Genomic DNA, 20,664 nt, shown 5'->3' with positions numbered 1-20,664 from the left:
GGGCCTGCTACTCGGCCAGGGCGGGCGCGTCGCGGAACTTCTCCGCCACGGCCGCCAGCGAGGCCCGGGTCACGTCCGGCGCCTCACCCCGCTTGTCGGCCGGCAGCGGGGACACCTTCTTGCACGCCGACGGGTAGCGGTCGCAGTAGCCGCTGGCGGTGCCGACGGTCGTGGCGTTCAGCATCGCGTGCCCGACGGCCCTGGTGAGGGTGTCGGCGCCGGCGTTGAAGATCTCGTTGAGCCGGCGCGTGTCGGCCGGGTTGTTGACGCGCAGCGGGGTGCCGCCGCCGGTCGACATGGCGAAGATCGTGTCGCCGTCGCCGAGCGTGTGCATCGGGTTGATCGCGCGCGACAGGCCGTCCTGGGCGTTGCCGGCCATCCGGGCGGCGGCGGCCTTCTCCAGCGGCGCGTTCGTGGCCACCACCGCGATAGTGGTGTTCATCGACGGGCCGTTCGCCGTGGCCGGGCGCGGGCACTCCTTCGCCTTGGGCGTCTGCAGCCCGCGGTACTCGCCGGCCAGCTCGAAGCGGGCGGCGAACAGCGAGCAGTCGCGCGGGTCCACCGCCGAGCCGACCGAGTTCACCACGACGATGGCGCCGACCACGGTGCCGTCGCTGAGGATGACGCTGGCCGTGCCGACGCCGCCCTTCAGCCCGCCGGCGCGGGCTCCGGTGCCTCCGCCGACGACGCCCTGCCGTACCGGTCCGTCCTTGAGAGCCTGGGCGGCCAGGTAGCCCCACTCGGGGGTGGTGCGGGCCTTGAAGTCGCCGCCTCTGCCGAGGTCGAAGATGTCGGCGGCGGGGACGATCGGCGCGACTCCCGAGCCGACCCTGACGCCCTCGCCGCGCTCCTCCAGCCAGCGGATGACGCCGTCGGTGGCGGCCAGGCCGTACATGCTGCTGCCGCCGAGCATCACCGCGTTCACGCCGGGGTTGGAGTTGAGCGGGTCGAGCAGGTCGGTCTCCTTGGTGGCCGGCGCGCCGCCGCGCTGGTCGACGCCGGTGACCGCCATCTGCGCGGGGTAGATCACGGTGGTGCCGGTGAGGTAGGGGGCCTTGGCCGACTGGACCTGACCCACCTTGATGCCCGGTACGTCGGTGATCGCGTTGTTGCGGCCGGGAAGCCCGGGGGTGTCCGCCTTGGCGGCCTGCGCGGTGGTCTGCGCGGTGGTCTGCGTGGTGGCCTGCGTGGTGGCCTGTGCGGCGGCGCCGAGGTGGGGGACGGTGAGCACCAGTGCTCCGGCCAGCAGTGCGACGAGGCGTGGCTTCATGGATCCCTCATTCCAGTGTGGTGCAGGGCAGGGACGCGGCCCGTGCCCGAAGCTCACCCCGTGGGGACGGGGTGCCGGGGGTCGTGGGGCTGGTTCGGCTAGGGAGTGAGAGCGCTACTGAGTGCACTGAGGCTACTGGTCGGACCAGAGGAGGTAAAGATCCCTTTGGGGAGTTCACGGTCGAATGTGCGAAAAGCTCTGCGTTGTCAGCCGGGGACGCGCACCACGAGCATGGCCACGTCGTCGTCGTTGTCCTCGGGGCGGACCGCCGCGAGCAGCGCGTCGCAGAGGGAGCCGAACGGCCGGTGCGCCAGCGCCAGGGCCTGCCGGCTCAGCCGCGCCATCCCCTCGTCCAGGGAATGGCGGGGGGACTCGATCAGCCCGTCGGTGTACATCACGACGGTGGACCCGGGCGGCAGGTCGACGCAGGCGTCGGCCCGGCGGGGGCGCAGGCCGGTGCCGAGCAGGGGCCCGCCGCCCTGCTCCAGGAACCGGGTCCGCCCGTCGTCCTGCACGAGCAGCGGCGGCGGATGGCCGGCGTTCGTCCAGCGCAGCCGGAACTTCCCGCTCTCCGGACGTTCCAGCCGGGCGTAGACGACGGTGGCCATCGTGTCCTCGGCGATGCGCGTCACCGCCCGGTCGAGCCGGTCCACGATCACGCTGGGCGACTCCTCGCCCTCCCCCGCGTACGCGCGCAGCATGTTGCAGACCTGCGCCATCCCCGACGCCGCGTCGAGGTCGTGGCCGACCACGTCGCCGATGACCAGGCCGATCACGTCGCCGGGCAGCACGAAGGCGTCGTACCAGTCTCCGCCGACCTGGGAGGCGCGCGGCGCGGGCAGGTAGCACGCGCCCATCTCCACCCCCGGCACGCGGGGCAGCTGCGGCAGCAGATGGCGCTGCATGGTCTCCGCCACCCGCCGCTGCCGCTCGTACAGACGGGCGTTGTCCAGCGCCAGCCCGGCCCGGCGGGCGATGTCCTCGACCAGCAGCAGGTCAGCGGTGGTGAACGGCTCCGGCCGCGCCGAGCGGCCCAGGGTCATGGCCCCGACCGCCTCACGCACCCCGCGGATCGGCGCGATGCACGCCGAGTGCATGCCCGTCACCCGGAACAGCTCCCGCTGGATCAGCGCGATGTCCGCGTCCGGAGGACCCTGGTAGTTCTCGGGGCCGGCGAGCGCGGCCGTGACACCGCGCAGCGCCCGCGACAGCGGCATCGAGGACCCACGCGGCACCGGCGGCATCGGGCCCTCCAGGTCCTCCCGGTGCGTCCAGTCGCCGTTCTCGTAGCACACCACCGCGGCGCGCGACACCCCGCCCTCCTCGGTGAGCAGGTCGATCACCGCCCAGTCCCCCAGCAGGGGCACCACCAGGCGCACGAGCTGACGGAGCGTCTCGCCGGCGTCCAGGCTGGAGGTGAGCGTCGTGGTCGTCTCCGCGAGCAGGGCCAGCCTGTCGAGCTCCGACAGCGAGCCCGTCGCGATCCGCACGCCTTCCTCCTCACGCACCGGGGAGCCGACCTCGTGGAAGAGGATCAGCGCGCCGTCCGGGTCCCCGCCGACCCGGCAGGTGGTCACCAGCCAGGACACCCGCAGCAGCGAACCGTCGCCGCGCTCCAGCCACTCGCGCTCGCCCTGCGCGGTGCCGCCGGTGAGGAGGGGCTGGCGCATCACGCACCGGCTCCGCGGCAGGCGCTCGCCGCTGTCGCCCCGGTGCAGCAGGTCATGGGCGTCCCGGCCCAGCAGGCTGCCGGCCGACCGGCGGAGCATCCGCTCGGCCTGGGCGTTGACCACGACGATGCGCCCCTGGGCGTCCACGAGGTACACGCCCGCGTCGCACCGGTCCCACCAGCGCTCCCCCGCGCCCGGCGACGACTCCATGGCGTCCTCCGGCACCCGCATCACGGCACTCCCTCCTTGCCGCAGCTCCTACCCTCACCAGGGCGTCCACGACCGATCATCGATCGTCTCCACCCTGAAGAGGTAACGTACCGGTTCGGCCGGGTCCGTACCCGGTCGGGAGTGCGCGACGGCGGTGATCACGCCGGCCGGGTCACCGAAGGCGTTGTTCGAACGTCTCTCTGCTGAGGAAGACCAGGCGGGCCCGCTTCCCGGGCAGGTCGATCTCGGGGCCGGGCTCGAAGCCGGCGCGCACCAGGCGGGCGATCGCCTTGTCGTTGCGCGCGTCGGGTTCGGCCACGATCCGCTTACGGCTCGGGTCGGCGAGCAGGTACGTGAGGAACACGGTCAGCAGGGCGCCGGTGAAGCCGGGCTCCGGCTCACCGGCGACCGGGCCGATCAGGAGGTGGAGGCCGTGGTCGCCGGGCCGCACCTGGTAGCACTCGCCGACCGGGTCGGATTCCGGGTCGTAGCTCTGGAAGAGCGCCACCGGCCGGTCCTGCCGGTACAGCAGGAAGGCGTGGTGGCTGTCGAGGGTGTCAACGAACGCGTACAGCTCCAGCACCCGCTCGCGGGTGGCGCCGAGCATGCCCCAGAACCTGGCCCGCTCCTGGGTGACCCAGGGGTAGATCACGTCGAGGTCGGCCGCCGGGTCCAGCGGGACGACCCGGACGGCGCCGAAGCCGTCGATGACCTGCTCGTGCACCGCTTCACGGCGCGCGGGGGGCGTGGGGATCTCAGTGGACATGCCGCTCCTCGGTGAGTCGGTTCCAGTCGGTGATCACGGGCACGAGCTCTCCGCGCAGCCACAGCGGCAGCTGGTCGCGGCTGTGGGCGTCGCCGGGCACGCCGCAGGCGCCGAACGGGACCACCCACAGGCTGTCGTCGCGCCTGGCCAGGTCCCACACGTAGCGTGCGGCCGGCCCGCGCGCGAAGTGGTCGGTGACGCCAGGGACGCTGGAGGTGGCCAGCACGCAGTCGTGGTCGCCGCCCGCCCCCGGCCCCTCGCCGTCCACCGGCAGCGCCCGCCAGGCCGCGAGCCGGTGCGTCTCGCCCCACGCCACCGGCGTCCCTCCGGCCGCCGCCACCTCCTCGACGGCCTGCCGTACCAGCTCGGCCTGGTCCAGGCCGGGCAGCCGGTCGGTGGTCAGCAGGGTCTCCATCGCGTACGCCACTCTCGGCAGCAGGGCGAGCCACGGCCTGAAGAGCTCTGGGCACGGCGCGGGCTCGGCCAGCACCGCCAGCGCCGGGTGGGCCGCCAGCCGGCGGGCCACGGCCGCACGCACCGCCGCGTAGGCCGCGGCGCCGGTGCTGGTGTCGTCCATGCGCCGGTCCCAGCCGAGCAGCCGGTCGCGCAGGCGCGCGGCCTCGGGGGTGAGGCCGTCGAGCTTGGCCAGCAGCGTCAGCAGGGGTGCGGCGGAGGCCAGGAAGGTGTCGGTGTGGACGGCCGCCAGGTCCCCGGCCGAACAGGCCCGGGACGCGGGGGCGGTCTCCAGCAGCTCGCGGATCCGGTCGGCCCGGTGCGGCGGGGCGAACTCGACGCCCAGGGGCTCCGACAGGCCCCGCTCGTTCGCCGTCACGGCGAGGCCGCGGACCGGCGCGCGGGGCATCGGGTCGTGCCATCCCCGCCACTCGTGCTCCCGCTCCCAGGCCGGGACGACGCGCGTGCCGTTCGCCGGGTGACGGATCGGGACCGCTCCCGCCACGCGGTGCAGCAGCCCGCCGGCCGTGTCGGCGGCCAGCACGACGTTGACGGGCTCGGCCCAGCGGTCGAACGCCCGGTCCACGTCGTCCACGGTCCTGGCCCGCAGCAGCGCGGGCAGCGCCTCGAACCCCAGCCCGGCCCGTACGCGGGGCGGGTACCGCAGGCTGACCGCCGGCTCCCCCGGCGCGAAACCGCCGGAGGGGGCGGCCCAGGCGGAGTCGCCGGTGAGGATGACGGGCCCGCGGGCGGTCTCGATCACCTCGACCTCGACCGGGTCCGCGCCCGCCACCTGGACGCTCTCCAGGTGGGCCGAGGCCGGTTCCCAGCCGTCCGGCCCGTACGCCTCGACCGTCTCACCCCGGCGGCGGAGCCGTTCGCCGTAGAGGTCCTGGTAGTCGGCCATGGCGTTGGTGATCGCCCAGGCGACGGCGCCGGTGTGCCCGAAGTGGGCGATGCCGGGGACGCCGGGCACGGCCAGTCCTACGACGTCGTACTCCGGGCAGGACAGGTGGATCTGCTGGTAGACGCCCGGTTCCTCGATGAACCGGTGCGGGTCGCCGGCGAGCAGGGCGGCCCCGGTGGCGGTGCGGTCGCCGGGCACGAGCCAGCCGTTGCTGCCGCCGGCGCCGAGGCCGTCGGCCGCGAAGAGCCCGATCGCGCCGGCGCCGAGCCGCCGGGCGACGGCCTCACGCCACAGTTTGGCGGGGAACCCGGCGAACAGGATGTGGTGCGACAGCCACACGGCCAGCGGGGTCCACGGCTCCCATCGGCCGGGAGCCAGTCCGGTGGCGGCGAACTCCGGCGCCCGGCGCGCCCCTGCGCCGAGCCCGGCGTTGACCCCGTCGGCGTAGTTCCGCACCCAGGCGGCGGTGTCGTCGTCGAGGGCGTGGTAGCAGCGGCGGGCGGTGTCGTCGAGGCGGACCTGCCGGGCGAAGCGGTCCCAGCCGACAGCGGCGGGGCCGAGGAAGGCGGCGGTGGCGCCGGTCGAGCGGTGCCGTTCGACCTCGATCTGCCAGGCCCGGTCGAGGGCGGTGGTGCGGCCCTGGGCGTGGGCGAGCTCCAGGGCGTCGCCCGCGCGCAGGTGCGGGATGCCCCAGGAGTCCCGGAAGATCTGGATGCCCACGGATACCTCGCTAAGTAAGGTAAAGCTAACCTAAATAACGATCCACCCCCGCCACTTAGGTGAGGTTAACCTAAGTGCCTGCGGTGCAGAAGTTCCCCTTGTATGCAAAACCCCCTCCCGAGCCTTGAGGCGAGGGCCACTGGGGAGCCATGATCAGCTCTAAGTTAGGTTAGCCTAACCTAACTCCAACGACCGTTGAGGACTGACCATGACTTTTCGGGGACACGCCATCGATGTCCCGCCGGCCGCCGTCGCGGCCGGACCGGCGGACGCCAGGCGCCACCTGTTCAACAACGCGACCATGGACCGCTACCGGCAGGCGCTGGCCGCCGGGATCGACCGGGTCGCCGCCCGGATCGCCCGCGCCGACCGGCCCTTCAGCGGGATCTCGCCCTCGCTGCTCGCCCCGGAGATCTCCGCGATCGACCTGGAACACCCCCTGCACGACCCCGCCGACGCCCTCGACGAGCTGGAGGACGTCTACCTGCGCGACGCGGTCTACTTCCACCACCCCCGCTACCTGGCCCACCTCAACTGCCCCGTCGTCATCCCGGCCCTGCTCGGCGAGGCCGTCCTCACGGCCGTCAACTCCTCGCTCGACACCTGGGACCAGAGCGCCGGCGGCACGCTGATCGAACGCCGCCTCATCGACTGGACGGCCGGACGGGCAGGGTTCGGCCCCCAGGCGGACGGCGTCTTCACCAGCGGCGGCACCCAGTCCAACCTCCAGGCCCTGCTGCTCGCCCGCGAGGAGGCCTTCGGGTGCTCCTCTCGGACCAGGCACGACCTGCTGCCCCGGCTGCGCGTCATCGCCTCCGAGGCCGGCCACTTCAGCGTCCAGAAAGCGGCCAAGCTCCTCGGCCTCGGCCCCGACGCCGTCATCACCGCGGAGACCGGCGCCGACCGCCGCATGCGGCCCGCGGCCCTGGCCCGCGAGCTGGCCCGCTGCCACCGGGAGGGCCTGGTCGTGATGGCCGTCGTCGCCACGGCCGGCACCACCGACTTCGGCACCATCGACCCGCTGCCCGAGATCGCCGACCTGTGCGCGCGGGCCGGGACGTGGCTGCACGTGGACGCCGCCTACGGCTGCGGCCTGCTGGTCTCGCGCACCCGGCGGCACCTGCTCGACGGCATCGAGCGCGCCGACTCGGTGACCGTGGACTTCCACAAGTCCTTCTTCCAGCCCGTCAGTTCGAGCGCCCTGCTGGTGCGCGACGGCGCCGTGCTGCGGCACGCGACTTACCACGCCGACTACCTCAACCCCGCCGGCACGGCCGGGCGGCGCCTCCCCAACCAGGTCGACAAGAGCATCCAGACCACCCGCCGCTTCGACGCGCTCAAGCTGTGGCTGACGCTGCGCGTCATGGGCCCGGACGCGATCGGCGAGCTGTTCGACGAGGTGGTGGACCGCACCTCCCGCGCCTGGGACCTGCTGGCCGCCGACGCGCGCTTCGAGGTCGTCGCCAAGTCGCAGCTCAGCACCGTCGTCTTCCGCTACCTGCCTCCGCGGGGGCCCGGCCGCGAGCTGGCCGACGAGGCCAACCTGTACGCCCGCGAGGCGCTGGCCGCCTCGGGCGCGGCCGTCGTCGCCGGCACCAAGGTCGACGGCCGGCACTACCTGAAGTTCACCCTGCTCAACCCGGAGACGACGCTGGACGACATCGCGCACGTCGTCGAGCTCATCGCCGGGCACGCGAGCCGGTACGTGACCGGCCACGCCTCACTCGAGACCTGCGGCCAGGCCTGACTCTTCACCGGAGGAACCGTATGTCCACGCACGACTTCATCGCGATCGGGCTCGGACCGTACAACCTGGGTCTGGCCTGCCTGACCGAGCCGATCGAGGAGCTCGACGGCCTGTTCCTGGAGCGCAAGCCGGACTTCGACTGGCATCCGGGGATGCTGCTCGGCTCCGCCACCTTGCAGACGCCGTTCATCGCCGACCTCGTCACGCTGGCCGACCCCACCTCGCGCTGGTCCTTCCTCAACTACCTGAAGGAGTCGGGGCGGCTCTACCCGTTCTACATCCGCGAGATCTTCTACCAGCTGCGCAGCGAGTACGACGCGTACTGCCGCTGGGCCGCCGCCCGGCTGCCCGGGGTCCGCTTCGGCCACGAGGTGACCTCCGTCGAGTACGACGAGGCCGACGGGCTCTACACGGTCCGCGCGGTCAGGACGGGCACCGGGGAGACGGCCGAGCACCGGGCCCGCCACCTCGTCCTCGGCACCGGCACCCCGCCGTACGTCCCGGACGCCTGCCGGGGTCTCGGCGGCGACTTCATCCACAACGCGGACTATCTCGGGGCCAGGGCCGCGCTGCAGGACAAGGAGAGCATCACCCTCGTGGGCAGCGGCCAGAGCGCGGCCGAGATCTACCACGACCTGCTGGGCGACATCGACGCCCGGGGCTACCGGCTCACCTGGGTGACCAGGTCGCCGAGGTTCTTCCCGCTGGAGTACACCAAGCTGACGCTGGAGATGACCTCTCCCGAGTACGTGGACTACTTCCACGCGCTGCCCGAGGACACCCGCTACCGGCTGGAGGAGGAGCAGAAGGGGCTGTTCAAGGGCATCGACGCCGAGCTGATCAACGCCATCTTCGACCTGCTCTACCAGAAGACCGTCGCCGGCCCGATCCCCACCCGGCTGCTCACGAACACCACACTGACCAGCGCCTCCTACGACGAGGGCCGGGGCGAGTACACGCTCGGGCTGCGGCACGCCGAGCAGGGGCGCGACTTCGCGCTGCGCACCCACGGCCTGATCCTGGCCACCGGCTACAGGTACCGGGCGCCCGCCTTCCTGGAGCCCGTACGCGACCGCATCCGCTGGGACGCCCACGGCCGCTTCGACGTGGCCAGGAACTACAGCATCGACGTCACCGGCCGCGGCGTCTTCCTGCAGAACGGCGCCACCCACGCCCACAGCGTCACCTCGCCCGACCTCGGCATGGGCCCGTACCGCAACTCGTGGATCATCCGCGAGCTGCTCGGCCGCGAGTACTACCCGATCGAGAAGGCCGTCGCCTTCCAGGAGTTCGGCGCGCCGGAAGGCGTCATCGCATGAGTGAGATCGTCTTCACCCGCACGGACGAGCGGATCGGGGAGCTGGCGGTGCGCCCGCTCGACCTCGGCACCGACGCCGAGCTGCTGCACGGCTGGGTGACGCACCCGAAGGCGGCGTTCTGGATGATGCAGGACGCCGACCTGGCGCGGGTCGTCGCCGAGTACCGCCGGATCGAGGCGGACCCGCACCACGACGCCTTCCTCGGGCTGGCCGACGGCCGGCCCGCCTTCCTGGCCGAACGGTACGACCCCGCCCACGTCGAGCTGGCCGGCCTGTACGACGCCGAGGAGGGCGACGTCGGCATGCACTTCCTGTGCGCGCCCACGGACACCCCGGTCCACGGCTTCACCCTGGCCGTGATCACCACCGTCATGGAGCTGCTCTTCAGCGACCCGGCCACGCGGCGCGTCGTGGTCGAGCCCGACGTCCGCAACAGGGCGGTGCACGCGCTCAACGCGGCCGTCGGCTTCGAGGTCGTCGGCCCCGTCACCAAGCCGGAGAAGGAGGCGCTGCTCAGCGTCTGCACCCGTGACCGGTTCCGTTCCGCGACCCGAGCAGCCCGAGGAGTGACCGCGTGAACCCCCGTGAGGCAGTCGCCCACCTGACGCCCGAGAACTGGGCCCGCGCCAACCGCCATCTGGTCCGCAAGGCGCTGTCCGAGTTCGCCCACGAGCGGCTGCTCACGCCGGAGCCGCTCGGGGACGGCCGGTACGCCGTCCGCGGCGACGACGGCACGGTCGAGTACCGCTTCACCGCCACCCTCCTGCCGCTCGACCACTGGCGCATAGAGGCCGGCAGCATCACCCGGCACCGGGTGTCCCCCGACGGGGAAACCGAGCTGCCGCTGGACGCGATCGCGTTCTGCGTCGAGCTGCGCCGCACGCTCGGCCTGAGCGACCAGGTCCTCCCCGTCTACCTGGAGGAGATCGGCTCCACCCTGTCCAGCGCCGCCTACAAGCTCACCAAGCCGCGGATCGGCGCCGCCGAGCTGGCCAAGGCGTCCTTCCAGGAGATCGAGACCGGCATGACCGAGGGCCACCCGTGCTTCGTGGCCGGCAATGGCCGGATCGGCTACGGGGTGCACGACTATCACGCGTACGCGCCCGAGGCCGCGCGCCCGGTGCGGCTCATCTGGCTGGCCGCGCACCGCGACCACGCCACCTTCACCTGCTCGGCCGACCTCGACCACGACAGCCTCATGCGCGGCGAGCTGGGCGAGGAGCTGCTCGGCCGCTTCGCCGGCACGCTGGCCGAGCTGGGGCTGGACCTGGCCGACCATCTGCTCATCCCGGTCCACCCCTGGCAGTGGTGGAACAAGCTGTCGGTCACCTTCGCCGCCGAGCTCGCCGAGCGGCGCCTGGTCTGCCTCGGCCCCGGCGACGACGAGTACCTCGCCCAGCAGTCGATCCGCACCTTCTTCAATACCACCGTCCCCTCCAGGCACTACGTGAAGACCGCGCTGTCCGTGCTGAACATGGGCTTCATGCGGGGCCTGTCGGCCGCGTACATGGAGGCCACGCCGGCGATCAACGACTGGCTCGCCGGCCTCGTCGCCGGGGACGAGGTCCTGCGCGCGACCCGCCTGACGATCCTGCGCGAGCGGGCCGCCGTCGGCTACCGGCACCGGCAGTACGAGGCCGCCACCGACAGGTACTCGCCGTACCGCAAGATGCTCGCGGCGCTGTGGCGGGAGAGCCCGGTGCCCGGCCTGGAGCCGGGGCGGCGGACGGCCACCATGGCCTCGCTCCTGCACGTCGACGACGAGGGCCGGTCCTTCGCGGGCGCGCTGGCCGAGCGGTCGGGCCTGGCGCCCGAGGTGTGGCTGCGGCGCTACCTCGACGCCTACCTCACCCCGCTGCTGCACAGCTTCTACGCCTACGACCTGGCGTTCATGCCGCACGGCGAGAACGTCATCCTGGTCCTCGACGGCGGCACGGTGGAACGGGTGATCTTCAAGGACATCGCCGAGGAGATCGTGGTGATGGACCCCGACGCGCCGCTCCCGCCGGGCGTGGACCGCGTCCGCGCGGAGATCCCGGAGCACATGAAGCTGCTGTCGATCTTCACCGACGTCTTCGACTGCTTCTTCCGCTTCCTGTGCGACGTCCTGGCGGCCGACGGCGTGCTCGACGAGGAGACCTTCTGGCGGACGGTGGCCGAGTGCGCCGCCGACTACCAGGCGTCCGTCCCGCACCTGGCCGGCAGGTTCGAGCGCTACGACCTGTTCGCCGAGACGTTCCCGCTGTCCTGCCTCAACCGGCTGCAGCTGCGGAACAACCGGCAGATGGTCGACCTGGCCGACCCGTCGGCCGCGCTCCAGCTGGTCGGCGACCTGGCGAACCCGATCACCGGCGCTCGGCTCGTTGACTCTCCGTAACGGTTCGGCTACAAATCGAAGGGTTCCAGTCCTCCGGCCGAAAGGGACCCTGTGCGCCGTCTCACGAGCACTCTTCTCGCCTGCGCCGCCGCCGGCGGCATCCTCACCGCCGCCGGCCCCGCCGTGGCCGCCGTTCCGGCGGGCAACGCGCCCTCGTGCGTGGCCGTCTGGCAGACCAAGGGCACCGTCACCAAGACCGGCTACGCCCGCAACGACTGCGGCCGCAGGCTCCGGCTGAAGATCAAGTGGGCGCGCGGCACCGACGGCTCCTGCCGCACCGTCGACCGGGGCAGGACCATCTCCTCGAAGGTGGGGCGGGGACCGCGCACCTTCGACGGCGCGGACCTCTGCTGACGACCCTGCCGCGTGACGCCGGGTCGCCGGACCCTCCGGCGACCCGGCCACGCCGCCGTGGCCGCCGTGCCCGGTCACGGGCGATACTGTGCGATCCGGGCCATTCGCCATCGGATCGTACGGGAGACGCCAGGGCATGCACACGCCGTCAGGAGCCGTCCGGATCGGCGTCCTCGTGCCGCTCACCCGGCCAGGCTGGACCGAGGCGGGCCGGCACCTGCTCGCCGGGCTCGACCTGGCCGCCCGCGAGGTCAACGACGCCGGCGGGATCGGCGGAAGACCGCTCGACCTCGTCGTCAGGGACACCGCCGCCGATCCGGTGAAGGCCGCGGCGGCCGTCGACGAACTGGCGGGCCTGGGCGTGGCGGCCCTGGCCGGGGAGTACCACAGTGTCGTGGCCCGCGCGGTCGCCGCCAGGGCCGACGCGCTCGGCCTGCCGTTCCTCTGCTCGTCGGCGGTGCTCGACACGCTCACGGACCAGCCGACGCGGTGGGTGGCGCGGATCGCGCCGGCGCAGTCCCACGGCTGGCGGATCTACGCGGACTTCCTCCTCGGCGCGGGCCACGGCCGGATCGCCGTGGCGGCCGAGCCGAGCGTCTACTGGTCGTCCGGCACCCGCGTCCTGCGGGACCACCTCGTTCCCCGCGGCGGCTCCGTCACCGAGCTGGACCTGCGCGCGCTCAGCCCCGCGGCCGTGTGCGACCAACTGGCCGGCGGCCACGCGACGGCTCTCCTTCTGCTGGCCGGCCATCCGGAACCGGCGGTGCCGCTCGTCAGGGCCGTCCGCCGCGACGCGCGCCTCTCCGGGATCATGATCGGCGCGCCGGCCGGGCAGCCGGAGTTCCCCTCGTGGGCGACCTCGCTGGGCGGGGACGGCGCCGCGATCCCGTTCCTGCGCTACCTGCCCGGCCGTCCCGGGCCGCTCGGGGCGCGGGTCGAGACGGCCCTGCGTGAGCGGCTGAGCGCGGCGCCGTCCTTCGTCGCCTTCGAGGGGTACGACACGGTCGCCGTTCTCGCCGAGATGCTGCGTTCCCACGGCGTGGACCGGGTGGGCATCGCGGAGGGCTGGCGGCGCGTCGAGGTCGAGGGCACGCGCGGGCCGATCCGGTTCTCCCGCGAGCCGGGCATCGGCGTGTGGCAGTGGGCCTGGGCTCCCGTCCAGGTGGTCGACCGGGACCCGGCGGATCCCGGGCGGCTGCGGATCCTGCGCGCCGGCTGAGCCGGAGTCAGACGACGGCGCTCCCGGTCGAGCCGAGGGCGAGCATGACGGCCAGCGCTCCGAGCAGGCCGCCCATGGTGATCCGCTGGGTCCGCAGCCAGGCCGGGCGGCGGGCGAGGAAGCCCGCGACGGCCCCGGCGGCCAGCACGATCGCCAGGTTGACCGAGACCGCCACCGCGATCTGGCAGCCGCCGAGGAGGATCCCCTGGAGCAGCACGTCGCCGCGGCCGAGGTCGACGAACTGCGGGATGACCGAGACGTACAGGATGGCGATCTTGGGGTTGAGCAGGTTGGTCATCAGCCCCATGGCGAACAGGCGGCGCGGGGGGTCGGCGGGCACGTCCTGGACGGCGAAGACCGACGCGCCGCCGGGTTTGACGGTCTTCCAGGCGAGCCAGAGCAGGTAGAGCGCGCCGGCGATCCGGATCGCGGTGAGAAGTTCGGGCACGGCCGCGAACAGCACGGCCAGGCCCAGGTTGGCGCCCACCAGGTAGACGAGGAAGCCGGCCGCGACTCCGGCCAGGGAGATGATCCCGGCCCGGCGGCCCTGGCTGATGCTCCGCGACACCAGGTACATCATGTTCGGGCCCGGTGACAGGACCATGCCCAGCGCGATCGCGGCCACGCCCAGGACCGCACTCTCTTCGATCATCGAAACCCCCGTCGCTCCTTCGATGAAGTGACGGTATTCGTGCTAGTCAGCTCGGTGCAATATCTTCAATTGCACTCGGAGCAATCCTGTGTTTGACTTCGTCGAGTACGAGGGAGGCGCGGCATGGACGACTACCGGCGGGTGGCCGACGAGGTGGCGGCGGAGATCGCGGCCGGGAGGCTGCGGCCGGGTGACCGCCTGCCGACGCAGCGGGACTTCGCGCGCCGGCGCGCCATCGCCGCCTCCACCGCCGCCCGCGTCTACAAGGAGCTGGTCCGTCGCGGGCTGACGGTCGGCGAGGTGGGGCGCGGCACGTTCGTCAGGGCCGCCGCTCCCTCCCTCGACCCCGCGCTCGCCGAACCGGCCGGCAGCCGGGTCGACCTGGAGCTCAACTTCGCCTCCGTGCCCGAGCAGACGGGTCTGCTGGCGGAGAGCCTCGCCCCGCTGCTGCGTCCCGACGTGCTCGCGTCGTCCCTGGGGCCGGTGGGCGCGGCCGGGACGGCCCCGGCTCGCGGTCGCGTCGCCGAGCTGCTCGCCCACGGCGACTGGCGGCCGGACCCGGAGCGGGTGCTGTTCGCGGGCAACGGCCGGCAGGCGATCGCGGCGGCGATGGCCGCGCTGGCCGCGCCCGGTGCGAGGGTCGGCGTGGAGGAGCTCACCTATCCCGTCGTCAGGGCGATCGCGGGCCGGCTCGGGGTCACGCTCGTGCCTCTGGCCGTGGACGCGGCCGGGCTGGTCCCGGAGGCCGTGGAGGCCGCCGTGCGCAAGACCCCGCTCGACGCCCTCTACCTCCAGCCGACGCTGCACAACCCGCTGTCGCGGACCATGCCGGTGACCCGCCGGGCCGAGCTCGCGGACCTGCTGACCCGGCTGGACCTGTACGCGGTCGAGGACGCGATCTGGTCGTTCCTCCGCCCCGACCTGCCGCCCCTCGCCGCTCTGGCCCCGGGGCGGACGGTCCTGGTCGACAGCCTCTCCAAGCGGCTGGCCCCCGGCCTGACGCTCGGGTTCGCCGTGGTGCCGGCGTCGCTCGGCGCGGGCGTCTCGACCGCGCTGCGCTCCGGCGGCTGGACGCCGATGCGCTTCGCGCTGGACGCCGCCACCCGGTGGCTGAGCGAGGGCGTCGTCGGCGCCGTGGCCGGCGCCAAACGGCGGGAGGCCGCCGCGCGGCAGGCGCTCGTCGCCCGGCATCTCGGGGAGTTCGCCCTGGACAGCGATCCCCACTCCTTCTCCTGCTGGTGGGAGCTGCCGCCGCCGTGGCGGGCCGACACCTTCGTGGCCGCCGCCGCGCGTCACGGCATCGCGGTCACTCCGGCGGCGGCGTTCGCCGTGGGTCGCCGGCGCGCCCCGAACGCCGTCCGCCTCGGCCTGGCCTCGCCGCCGGCGGACGTCCTGGCGCGGGCGCTGGCCACACTCGCCGACCTCGCCCGCTCCACGCCGGACGACCAGATCGCCGAATGACCCGTACGGGGGCGCGATCCGGACGGTCGCGCCCCCTGGGTCCGCAGGTCACTCGGGTGTCAGGACCTGGTCGATGACGTACACGGTGGCGTTGCGCGTCGGCACGTTGCCGCAGGCCACGGTCGCGCCGTTGACGGTGAAGGTCTCTCCCGACTTCTCCACGGTCAGCTCGCCGCCCTGCAGCGTGGTGAGCGGGCCCTCCGTCAGCTGGTCGGGAGCCTTCTTCCCCTCGACCACGTGATACTGGAGGATCTTGGTGAGCTGCTCCTTGTCGCTCATGAGCTGGTCCCGCGTCTCCTGCGGGATCGCTTCGAACGCCTCGTTGGTGGGCGCGAAGACGGTGATGTCCTCGGCGGAGTTGAGCTGCTCCGCCAGGCCGGCCTGCTTCACCGCCTCCGCCAGCGTGGAGAGTTCCGGCACCTGGCCGAGTGCCGTCCCCACCGGCTGGTCGGCGAGACCGGAGATGCTGTTCTCGATCGCGGAGCACCCCGGCCCGACCAGGCTCTGGGTGGGCGAGGGTGAGGGCGCGGGCGAGACGGCGAAGGCGCCGGTGGTGCCCGCCACGGTCGCGGTCAGTGCCAAGCCCGCCGCGAGAAGCGTTCTTTTCACGATGGTCCCCCTGCAGTGCTGGAAGCCGTCCGCGGACGAGCCGCGTCACGGCGCGGAGCGGCCCGAGGTTCCGGGCCCTGGGTTCCCTTCAGGACCAGTGTCCGTGGCCACTTCTCATCTCCGAGTCGGACTTCTCCCAAAAGCCCGCAAATGACCCATAGCGGACGAACAGCTGTTCTGATCACGCCGGCCTCGCGAGGCGGGCGAAAGAGAGCACGACCACCGAGGACAGCAGCCATCCCAGCAGGCCGGCCACGTTGAGCAGCGTCGACACCAGCGACCCGCCGCCGGTGCGGGCCTCGGGGTACCACGTCGCCCGCTGCCCCAGGGACAGGAGCGGGACCACGGTGTCGACGGTGTAGAAGAGCGGGTCGAAGCAGCGCACCTGGCCGTCGCCGCACGGACCCGGCCGGGGGTCCCTTCCGGACACGGTGACGGTGCCGTCCGGTGACGGGGTGGCGGCCTCGACCGTGACCAGCCGGCCGTCCGCCGCGTACACGTTGCCGCGCGGGTCGGTGGCGCGCATCGTCTGCTGGACCGACGGGGTGAGCAGCATGCCGTGGACGAGCAGGAGCAGGGCGCCGAGCATCCACAGCACCCGGCTGGGACGGTAGCCGTAGCCGACGGTGACGCCGTAGACCGCGTCGCGGATCTTGATCCAGCCCCGCCGGGGAGCCCGCCGGCGCAGCTCCATGAGCAGGTGCTCGGCCTCGACCGGGCGGCCGTGCTGGCGGAACGCGCGGGCCGCCTGCTCGTACGGGCTCGCGTCGTAGGAGTCCATGGACCGGAGCCAGTCGCGGCGCTGCCGCCAGTCCCAGGCGTCGTCGAAGCGGTCGTAGACGAAGCCGGAGATCGCCGTGTCCGAAGGCCAGCGGGTCACGTCGTCGGCGAGGACCGTGGTGGACGCGCCGGTCAGGTCGACCCGCGGCGGCACGTCGGCCCAGCGCAGGCGCATGCCTTCGCGGGTGGTGGCCGACACGGCCTTGATCCCGGCGGTGAAGGTGCCGCCGTCGCAGTCGAGCCGGCCCTCCGCGGCGCACCGGTTGAGCACGACCTCGCCGTCCGCGACGAAACCCGCGCCGAGCAGGATGGGCCCCCGGATGAGCGCCTGTTCGAGGGAGAGCGCCTCGCCTCGGGGGTTGCGTAACCGGGCGTCGCGCGCGTTGACCACGCCGCCGATCGTCGCGGCGCGGAAGCCGAGCCTGCCTCCCGTGGTCCTCACCCCGCGCAGGTTCACCATGCCGTCGATCACGGCGCCCTGGGCGGAGACGGCGGAGCTGCCCTCCGGGTGGCTCCAGCGGGTGCCTCTCAGCGTGAGGTCGCCCCGGATGTGGGCGCCGGCCAGGCGCAGCGTGCCCTCGACGGTCGCGCCCGCCTCGACGAGCAGCCCCGACCGCAGCTCGGCGTTGCTCAGGTCGAGCGCGCGTCCGCCGGGGACGGTGAAGGTGCTCTCGCGGCTGATCTGGATGGTGCTGAACGATCCCATGCTCAGGTCCACGCCGCCGCTGATCCGGCACTCGCCCTCGATCCCGAGAGGTCCGCCGACGGTGAGGCCGGGGGCGCTGATGGCGGTGCCGGTGCTCCGGCCGCTGCTGTAGGCGACGCCGGTGACCGGGCCGGTGGGGTCGATCGTGGCATTACGGATCAGGACATGTCCCGAGATGCGGGTGTTGCCGAGGTCGATGCGGCCGCGGACCAGCGGCCGTCTGCCGGCCTGGTCGTCGATGAGGAACACGCTTCCGCCGATCTCGGCGTCCCCCAGGTCCAGCGCCAGGTCCTGCTGCGGGCGGGTGAGGCTGGCCCCGGTGAGGTCCAGCGACCCCGCGATCCGCGCGCCGATCAGCCGTAACGCCCCCCGGGCCTCGAAGCGGTGCAGCAGCCGGATCGTGCCGCCCACGACGATGCGGTCGGCCTGGATCGCCCGGCCGTCCGACTCGATCAGCGTGTCCAGGCAGAGCAGCCGCCCGCCGATCTCGGACTCGCAGAGCCAGACGGCCGCGGTGGACGAGGTGCTGGCGGGGGTCCGCAGATCACCGGTGATCCGCGACCTGGACAGGTCCAGGTCGCGGCGCACCCGCAGGCCGTTGGCCAGGAGGCCGGGAATCGTGCAGCCGTCGAGCGCCAGCAGGTGGAGGTCGGCGCCGTCCAGGTCGAGCGGCTCGTCGAACGCGCACCCCACGAACCGCAGCGGGAAGGTGACGGCCATGCCCGTCAGGTCGAGCGCCCCGGTGATCCTGGCCCTCTCGATCACCAGGCCGCGGGGGTCGATCTCCGCCGGGTCGCGCCGGCACAGCTCGCGTACGAGGGCGGCCTCGACGATGAGTTCCTCCCCGCCCGGCGCCCGGACGGCCTGGCCCGCGCGGCAGGCCCGCAGCAGGGCCGCCTCGTCGAGGGCCGTCACGACGGGGACGGGATCGCCGGCATGGACATGAGATCAACTTAGCCGAGCGGCTCCCGGCCGACGACCGGCGGGGAGACGGGGGACGCGTCAGCTCTCGGGCTCGATCCGCACGGTGCCCGCGGCGCCGTCGATGGTGATCAGCTGGCCGGTCCTGATCTCGCGGGTGGCGTCGCGGACGCAGATCACGGCGGGGATGCCGTACTCCCTGGCGACAGTGGGGCCGTGGGCCACGGGCGACCCGGTCTCGGTCACCAGGCCCGCCGTGGTCAGGAACAGCGGGGTCCAGCCGGGGTCCGTGGTGGGGGCGACGAGGATCTCACCCGGCTCGACGCGCGCGCCGGCCGGGTCGCGGATCACCCGCGCCCTGCCGGTGGCCCGGCCGGCCGCCCCCGCCATGCCGGTCAGCACCCCGGGCCCCGCGGGCTCGCGCGGGGCCAGCGCCTCCACGTCGGTCCCGTCGGACAGCAGGGCGCCGGGGACGGTGTGCCGGCGCAGCTCGCGTTCGTGCCCGGCGCGGCGCGCCGCGGCCAGGTCGCGGTGGTCCGCGCCGTCGAGCACCGCCGACAGGGCCTCGCGCAGGTCGAGGAACATGATGTCGCCGGGACGCTCCAGCAGGCCGCGCGCCGCCAGGTCGGCCCCGATCAGCAGCAGCTCCCGCCGGGCCGCCCGCAGCGCCGGCAGCCAGGCGAACTTCCCGAGCTCGCGCAGCCCGGTCAGCTCGCGGGAACGGCGCATGAGGAACACCGCGAGCCGGCCGAGGACCGGCCTCTCCCGCCGAGCCCGCCGCGCCAGCGTGCCGATCATCCGCTCCGCCCTCTCCGCGGCCTGCCGGAAGCGCCGGTCGGGCGCCTGCCCGGGGTCGTCGAGGCGGAGGTAGTTCGCGATCGTGGCGAACAGCGGGGCAGGGTCCTCCTCCCAGCGCGGCACGCCGACGTCGATCTCCCCGGCCGCGCGCATGCCGTACCTGTCGAGGAAGCCCGCCATCCCGACGTCCGGGAGGCCGCCCTCGCGGTACCGCGCGGCGAGCCGCTCCGGCGGGGTGCGCAGGAACAGCTCCCGGTGCGCCCGCGCGCGGTCGGCGACCCTCCAGAGCGCCAGGTCCATCTCGGTGGTGACGTTGTACGGCATCCCGCCGAGTACGACGTCCAGCTCCTCCCGCGTGGCCACGCCGGCGAGCAGCCCGGCCGGCGCCGAGCCGACGATCATCCCGGTGATCAGCGGCCACACCAGGCCCAGCATGTCCGGGCTCATGACCGCCCGGTGGGAGTCCTGGATCACCCAGCGCAGCCGCTGGGCTGACGTGGCCGGCCCGGCCGGCGGCACGGCCCTGCGGCTGAGCTCGTCGAGGGCGCGGCAGGCCCTGGCCCGGGCCGCCGCCGGCCTGGCCAGGCTGCCGATGATGCCCGCGACCGCGGCCGGGGCCAGGCGCAGCGTCATCGCGACGGCGCTGCCGAGGCGGAACGGCAGGCCGGGCCGCGGCGCGAACCTCGGATCGTCCAGCATCCGCTCCACCGCGCCCTGCACGCGCGGCCCGTACACCTCCAGCGAGGGCCCCAGCCGCGTGCGCAGGCTCCTGCTGCGCAGGAAGTCGGTCAGGTCGAAGTAGAGCCGCCCGCCGATGGCGACCAGCCGGGGCATCGGGTCGCGCGGGTCCACCTTCGCGCCGACGGACCGGAGCCACAGGCCGCCGGCCATCTTGAGCAGCGACACGCCCATCGGCGTCATCGGCCTCAGCATGCCCTGGATGTGGCCGAACTCCAGGTAGAGCCGCGTGTCGCCGGTGTCGGGCGGGGCCGGGAACAGGGTGGTGACCGGACGGGACTGCAGCAGCCAGAGCGTGCCGCCGGCGTCGAACGCCCACTCGAGGTCCTGGGGCGCGCCGAAGTGCTCCTGCAGCCGCCGCCCCGTCTCGCGCAGCTCGGTGAGCCGCTCCCGGCTGAGGCAGCCGCCGCCGGGACGTACGGGCCCGTCATGGGTGAGGACGTAGTGGTCGGGGACGACGGTGCCCTCGACCACGGCGGTGCCCAGGCCGGGCGCGGCGTCGACGACCATCTCGGCGCGGCAGCCGGTGACCGGGTTGGCGGTGAACAGGACGCCGGCGACCACGGGGTCGATCATGCGCTGGACCACCACGGCCATGGCGGCGTCGGCGACGCCCACCGCGGCGCGGTAGGCGACGGCGCGGTCGGTGTGCAGCGAGTCCCAGCACGCGCGGACCGCGTCCATCAGCGGTCCTGTGCCCTCGACACCGAGATAGGTGTCCTGCTGGCCGGCGAAGCTGGCGTCGGGCAGGTCCTCGGCGGTGGCGCTCGACCGGACGGCCACGCGCCCGCCGCCGAGCCGGGCGTAGGCCGCGGCCAGCTCGTCCGCCGGGAGGTCGCGCGAGACGTAGGCGTCGACGGTCAGGCAGAAGCCGCCGGGCACGCGCTCGCCCGCCCGGATCAGCTCGCCGAGCCCGGCGGCCTTGCCGCCGACCAGCTCGATCATGCCCGCGTCCACATCGGAGAGGTCGACGATGGCCATCCCGCA

General features: G+C 73.5%; 15 protein-coding genes. 7 read left to right on the top strand and 8 right to left on the bottom strand.

Annotated features, from left to right (window positions below):
• Positions 1-7: 7 nt before the first annotated feature.
• The 4 genes from ACQEUU_RS18675 to ACQEUU_RS18660 form a co-directional block, all read right to left on the bottom strand.
• Positions 8-1,270 carry a P1 family peptidase gene (locus ACQEUU_RS18675; RefSeq protein WP_433067617.1) on the bottom strand — a complete coding sequence of 421 codons (1,263 nt, stop codon included), beginning with the start codon at positions 1,268-1,270 and terminating at the stop codon, positions 8-10.
• A gap of 206 nt (positions 1,271-1,476) precedes the next feature.
• Entirely contained in the window at positions 1,477-3,171 is a 1,695-nt protein-coding gene (locus tag ACQEUU_RS18670) for a SpoIIE family protein phosphatase (RefSeq protein WP_433071891.1), read from the bottom strand.
• Positions 3,172-3,322: 151 nt separating this feature from the next.
• The gene (locus ACQEUU_RS18665; protein WP_433067615.1) at positions 3,323-3,916 is read right to left on the bottom strand and encodes a GNAT family N-acetyltransferase; all 594 of its coding nucleotides are present in this window, start codon (positions 3,914-3,916) and stop codon (positions 3,323-3,325) included.
• Entirely contained in the window at positions 3,906-5,996 is a 2,091-nt protein-coding gene (locus ACQEUU_RS18660) for a penicillin acylase family protein (protein WP_433067613.1), read from the bottom strand. The genes ACQEUU_RS18665 and ACQEUU_RS18660 overlap by 11 nt, the downstream gene beginning before the upstream one ends.
• 208 nt (positions 5,997-6,204) lie before the next feature.
• Between ACQEUU_RS18660 and ACQEUU_RS18655 the strand changes: the two genes are divergently transcribed.
• The 6 genes from ACQEUU_RS18655 to ACQEUU_RS18630 all read left to right on the top strand — a co-directional run bounded on the left by ACQEUU_RS18655 (position 6,205) and on the right by ACQEUU_RS18630 (position 13,012).
• Positions 6,205-7,743 (top strand): pyridoxal phosphate-dependent decarboxylase family protein, encoded by a 1,539-nt coding sequence (locus ACQEUU_RS18655; RefSeq protein ID WP_433067611.1) that lies wholly within the window; start codon positions 6,205-6,207, stop codon positions 7,741-7,743.
• Between the two features lie 20 nt (positions 7,744-7,763).
• Entirely contained in the window at positions 7,764-9,062 is a 1,299-nt protein-coding gene (locus tag ACQEUU_RS18650) for a lysine N(6)-hydroxylase/L-ornithine N(5)-oxygenase family protein (protein WP_433067610.1), read from the top strand.
• On the top strand, positions 9,059-9,640 hold the full coding sequence (locus tag ACQEUU_RS18645; protein WP_433067608.1) for a GNAT family N-acetyltransferase: 582 nt from the start codon (positions 9,059-9,061) through the stop codon (positions 9,638-9,640). The genes ACQEUU_RS18650 and ACQEUU_RS18645 overlap by 4 nt, the downstream gene beginning before the upstream one ends.
• The gene (locus tag ACQEUU_RS18640; RefSeq protein ID WP_433067606.1) at positions 9,637-11,439 is read left to right on the top strand and encodes an IucA/IucC family protein; all 1,803 of its coding nucleotides are present in this window, start codon (positions 9,637-9,639) and stop codon (positions 11,437-11,439) included. The genes ACQEUU_RS18645 and ACQEUU_RS18640 overlap by 4 nt, the downstream gene beginning before the upstream one ends.
• Before the next feature lie 51 nt (positions 11,440-11,490).
• On the top strand, positions 11,491-11,793 hold the full coding sequence (locus ACQEUU_RS18635) for a hypothetical protein (RefSeq protein WP_433067604.1): 303 nt from the start codon (positions 11,491-11,493) through the stop codon (positions 11,791-11,793).
• 136 nt (positions 11,794-11,929) lie between these two features.
• Positions 11,930-13,012, top strand: coding sequence for an ABC transporter substrate-binding protein (locus ACQEUU_RS18630; protein WP_433067603.1), 1,083 nt, complete (start codon positions 11,930-11,932; stop codon positions 13,010-13,012).
• Positions 13,013-13,019: 7 nt separating this feature from the next.
• Here ACQEUU_RS18630 and ACQEUU_RS18625 read toward each other — a convergent pair whose 3' ends face one another.
• Entirely contained in the window at positions 13,020-13,664 is a 645-nt protein-coding gene (locus ACQEUU_RS18625; protein WP_433067601.1) for a LysE family translocator, read from the bottom strand.
• A gap of 123 nt (positions 13,665-13,787) precedes the next feature.
• Between ACQEUU_RS18625 and ACQEUU_RS18620 the strand changes: the two genes are divergently transcribed.
• On the top strand, positions 13,788-15,125 hold the full coding sequence (locus ACQEUU_RS18620; protein ID WP_433067599.1) for a PLP-dependent aminotransferase family protein: 1,338 nt from the start codon (positions 13,788-13,790) through the stop codon (positions 15,123-15,125).
• Between the two features lie 48 nt (positions 15,126-15,173).
• Here ACQEUU_RS18620 and ACQEUU_RS18615 read toward each other — a convergent pair whose 3' ends face one another.
• From ACQEUU_RS18615 to ACQEUU_RS18605, 3 genes are all read right to left on the bottom strand, one after another.
• Positions 15,174-15,734, bottom strand: coding sequence for a fasciclin domain-containing protein (locus ACQEUU_RS18615; RefSeq protein WP_433067597.1), 561 nt, complete (start codon positions 15,732-15,734; stop codon positions 15,174-15,176).
• A gap of 181 nt (positions 15,735-15,915) precedes the next feature.
• The gene (locus ACQEUU_RS18610; protein WP_433067595.1) at positions 15,916-18,135 is read right to left on the bottom strand and encodes a hypothetical protein; all 2,220 of its coding nucleotides are present in this window, start codon (positions 18,133-18,135) and stop codon (positions 15,916-15,918) included.
• 87 nt (positions 18,136-18,222) lie between these two features.
• Positions 18,223-20,658 carry a PEP/pyruvate-binding domain-containing protein gene (locus ACQEUU_RS18605; RefSeq protein WP_433067593.1) on the bottom strand — a complete coding sequence of 812 codons (2,436 nt, stop codon included), beginning with the start codon at positions 20,656-20,658 and terminating at the stop codon, positions 18,223-18,225.
• Positions 20,659-20,664 lie beyond the last annotated feature (6 nt).

This window comes from Nonomuraea sp. CA-218870, assembly GCF_050936535.1.
In the GTDB taxonomy this organism is placed as follows: Bacteria; Actinomycetota; Actinomycetes; order Streptosporangiales; family Streptosporangiaceae; genus Nonomuraea; species Nonomuraea corallina.
Note: the sequence above shows the minus strand (reverse complement) of the source record. Positions and strands in the feature narration are given on the sequence as shown.

Bases quoted from the DNA above. Each gene is read 5' to 3' on its own strand.
- ACQEUU_RS18625 (WP_433067601.1), bottom strand. From the start codon at position 13,664: ATGATCGAAGAGAGTGCGGTCCTGGGCGTGGCCGCGATCGCGCTGGGC.
- ACQEUU_RS18630 (WP_433067603.1), top strand. From the start codon at position 11,930: ATGCACACGCCGTCAGGAGCCGTCCGGATCGGCGTCCTCGTGCCGCTC.
- ACQEUU_RS18605 (WP_433067593.1), bottom strand. From the start codon at position 20,658: ATGGCCATCGTCGACCTCTCCGATGTGGACGCGGGCATGATCGAGCTG.
- ACQEUU_RS18675 (WP_433067617.1), bottom strand. From the start codon at position 1,270: ATGAAGCCACGCCTCGTCGCACTGCTGGCCGGAGCACTGGTGCTCACC.
- ACQEUU_RS18665 (WP_433067615.1), bottom strand. From the start codon at position 3,916: ATGTCCACTGAGATCCCCACGCCCCCCGCGCGCCGTGAAGCGGTGCAC.
- ACQEUU_RS18655 (WP_433067611.1), top strand. From the start codon at position 6,205: ATGACTTTTCGGGGACACGCCATCGATGTCCCGCCGGCCGCCGTCGCG.
- ACQEUU_RS18650 (WP_433067610.1), top strand. From the start codon at position 7,764: ATGTCCACGCACGACTTCATCGCGATCGGGCTCGGACCGTACAACCTG.
- ACQEUU_RS18670 (WP_433071891.1), bottom strand. From the start codon at position 3,171: ATGCGGGTGCCGGAGGACGCCATGGAGTCGTCGCCGGGCGCGGGGGAG.
- ACQEUU_RS18645 (WP_433067608.1), top strand. From the start codon at position 9,059: ATGAGTGAGATCGTCTTCACCCGCACGGACGAGCGGATCGGGGAGCTG.
- ACQEUU_RS18620 (WP_433067599.1), top strand. From the start codon at position 13,788: ATGGACGACTACCGGCGGGTGGCCGACGAGGTGGCGGCGGAGATCGCG.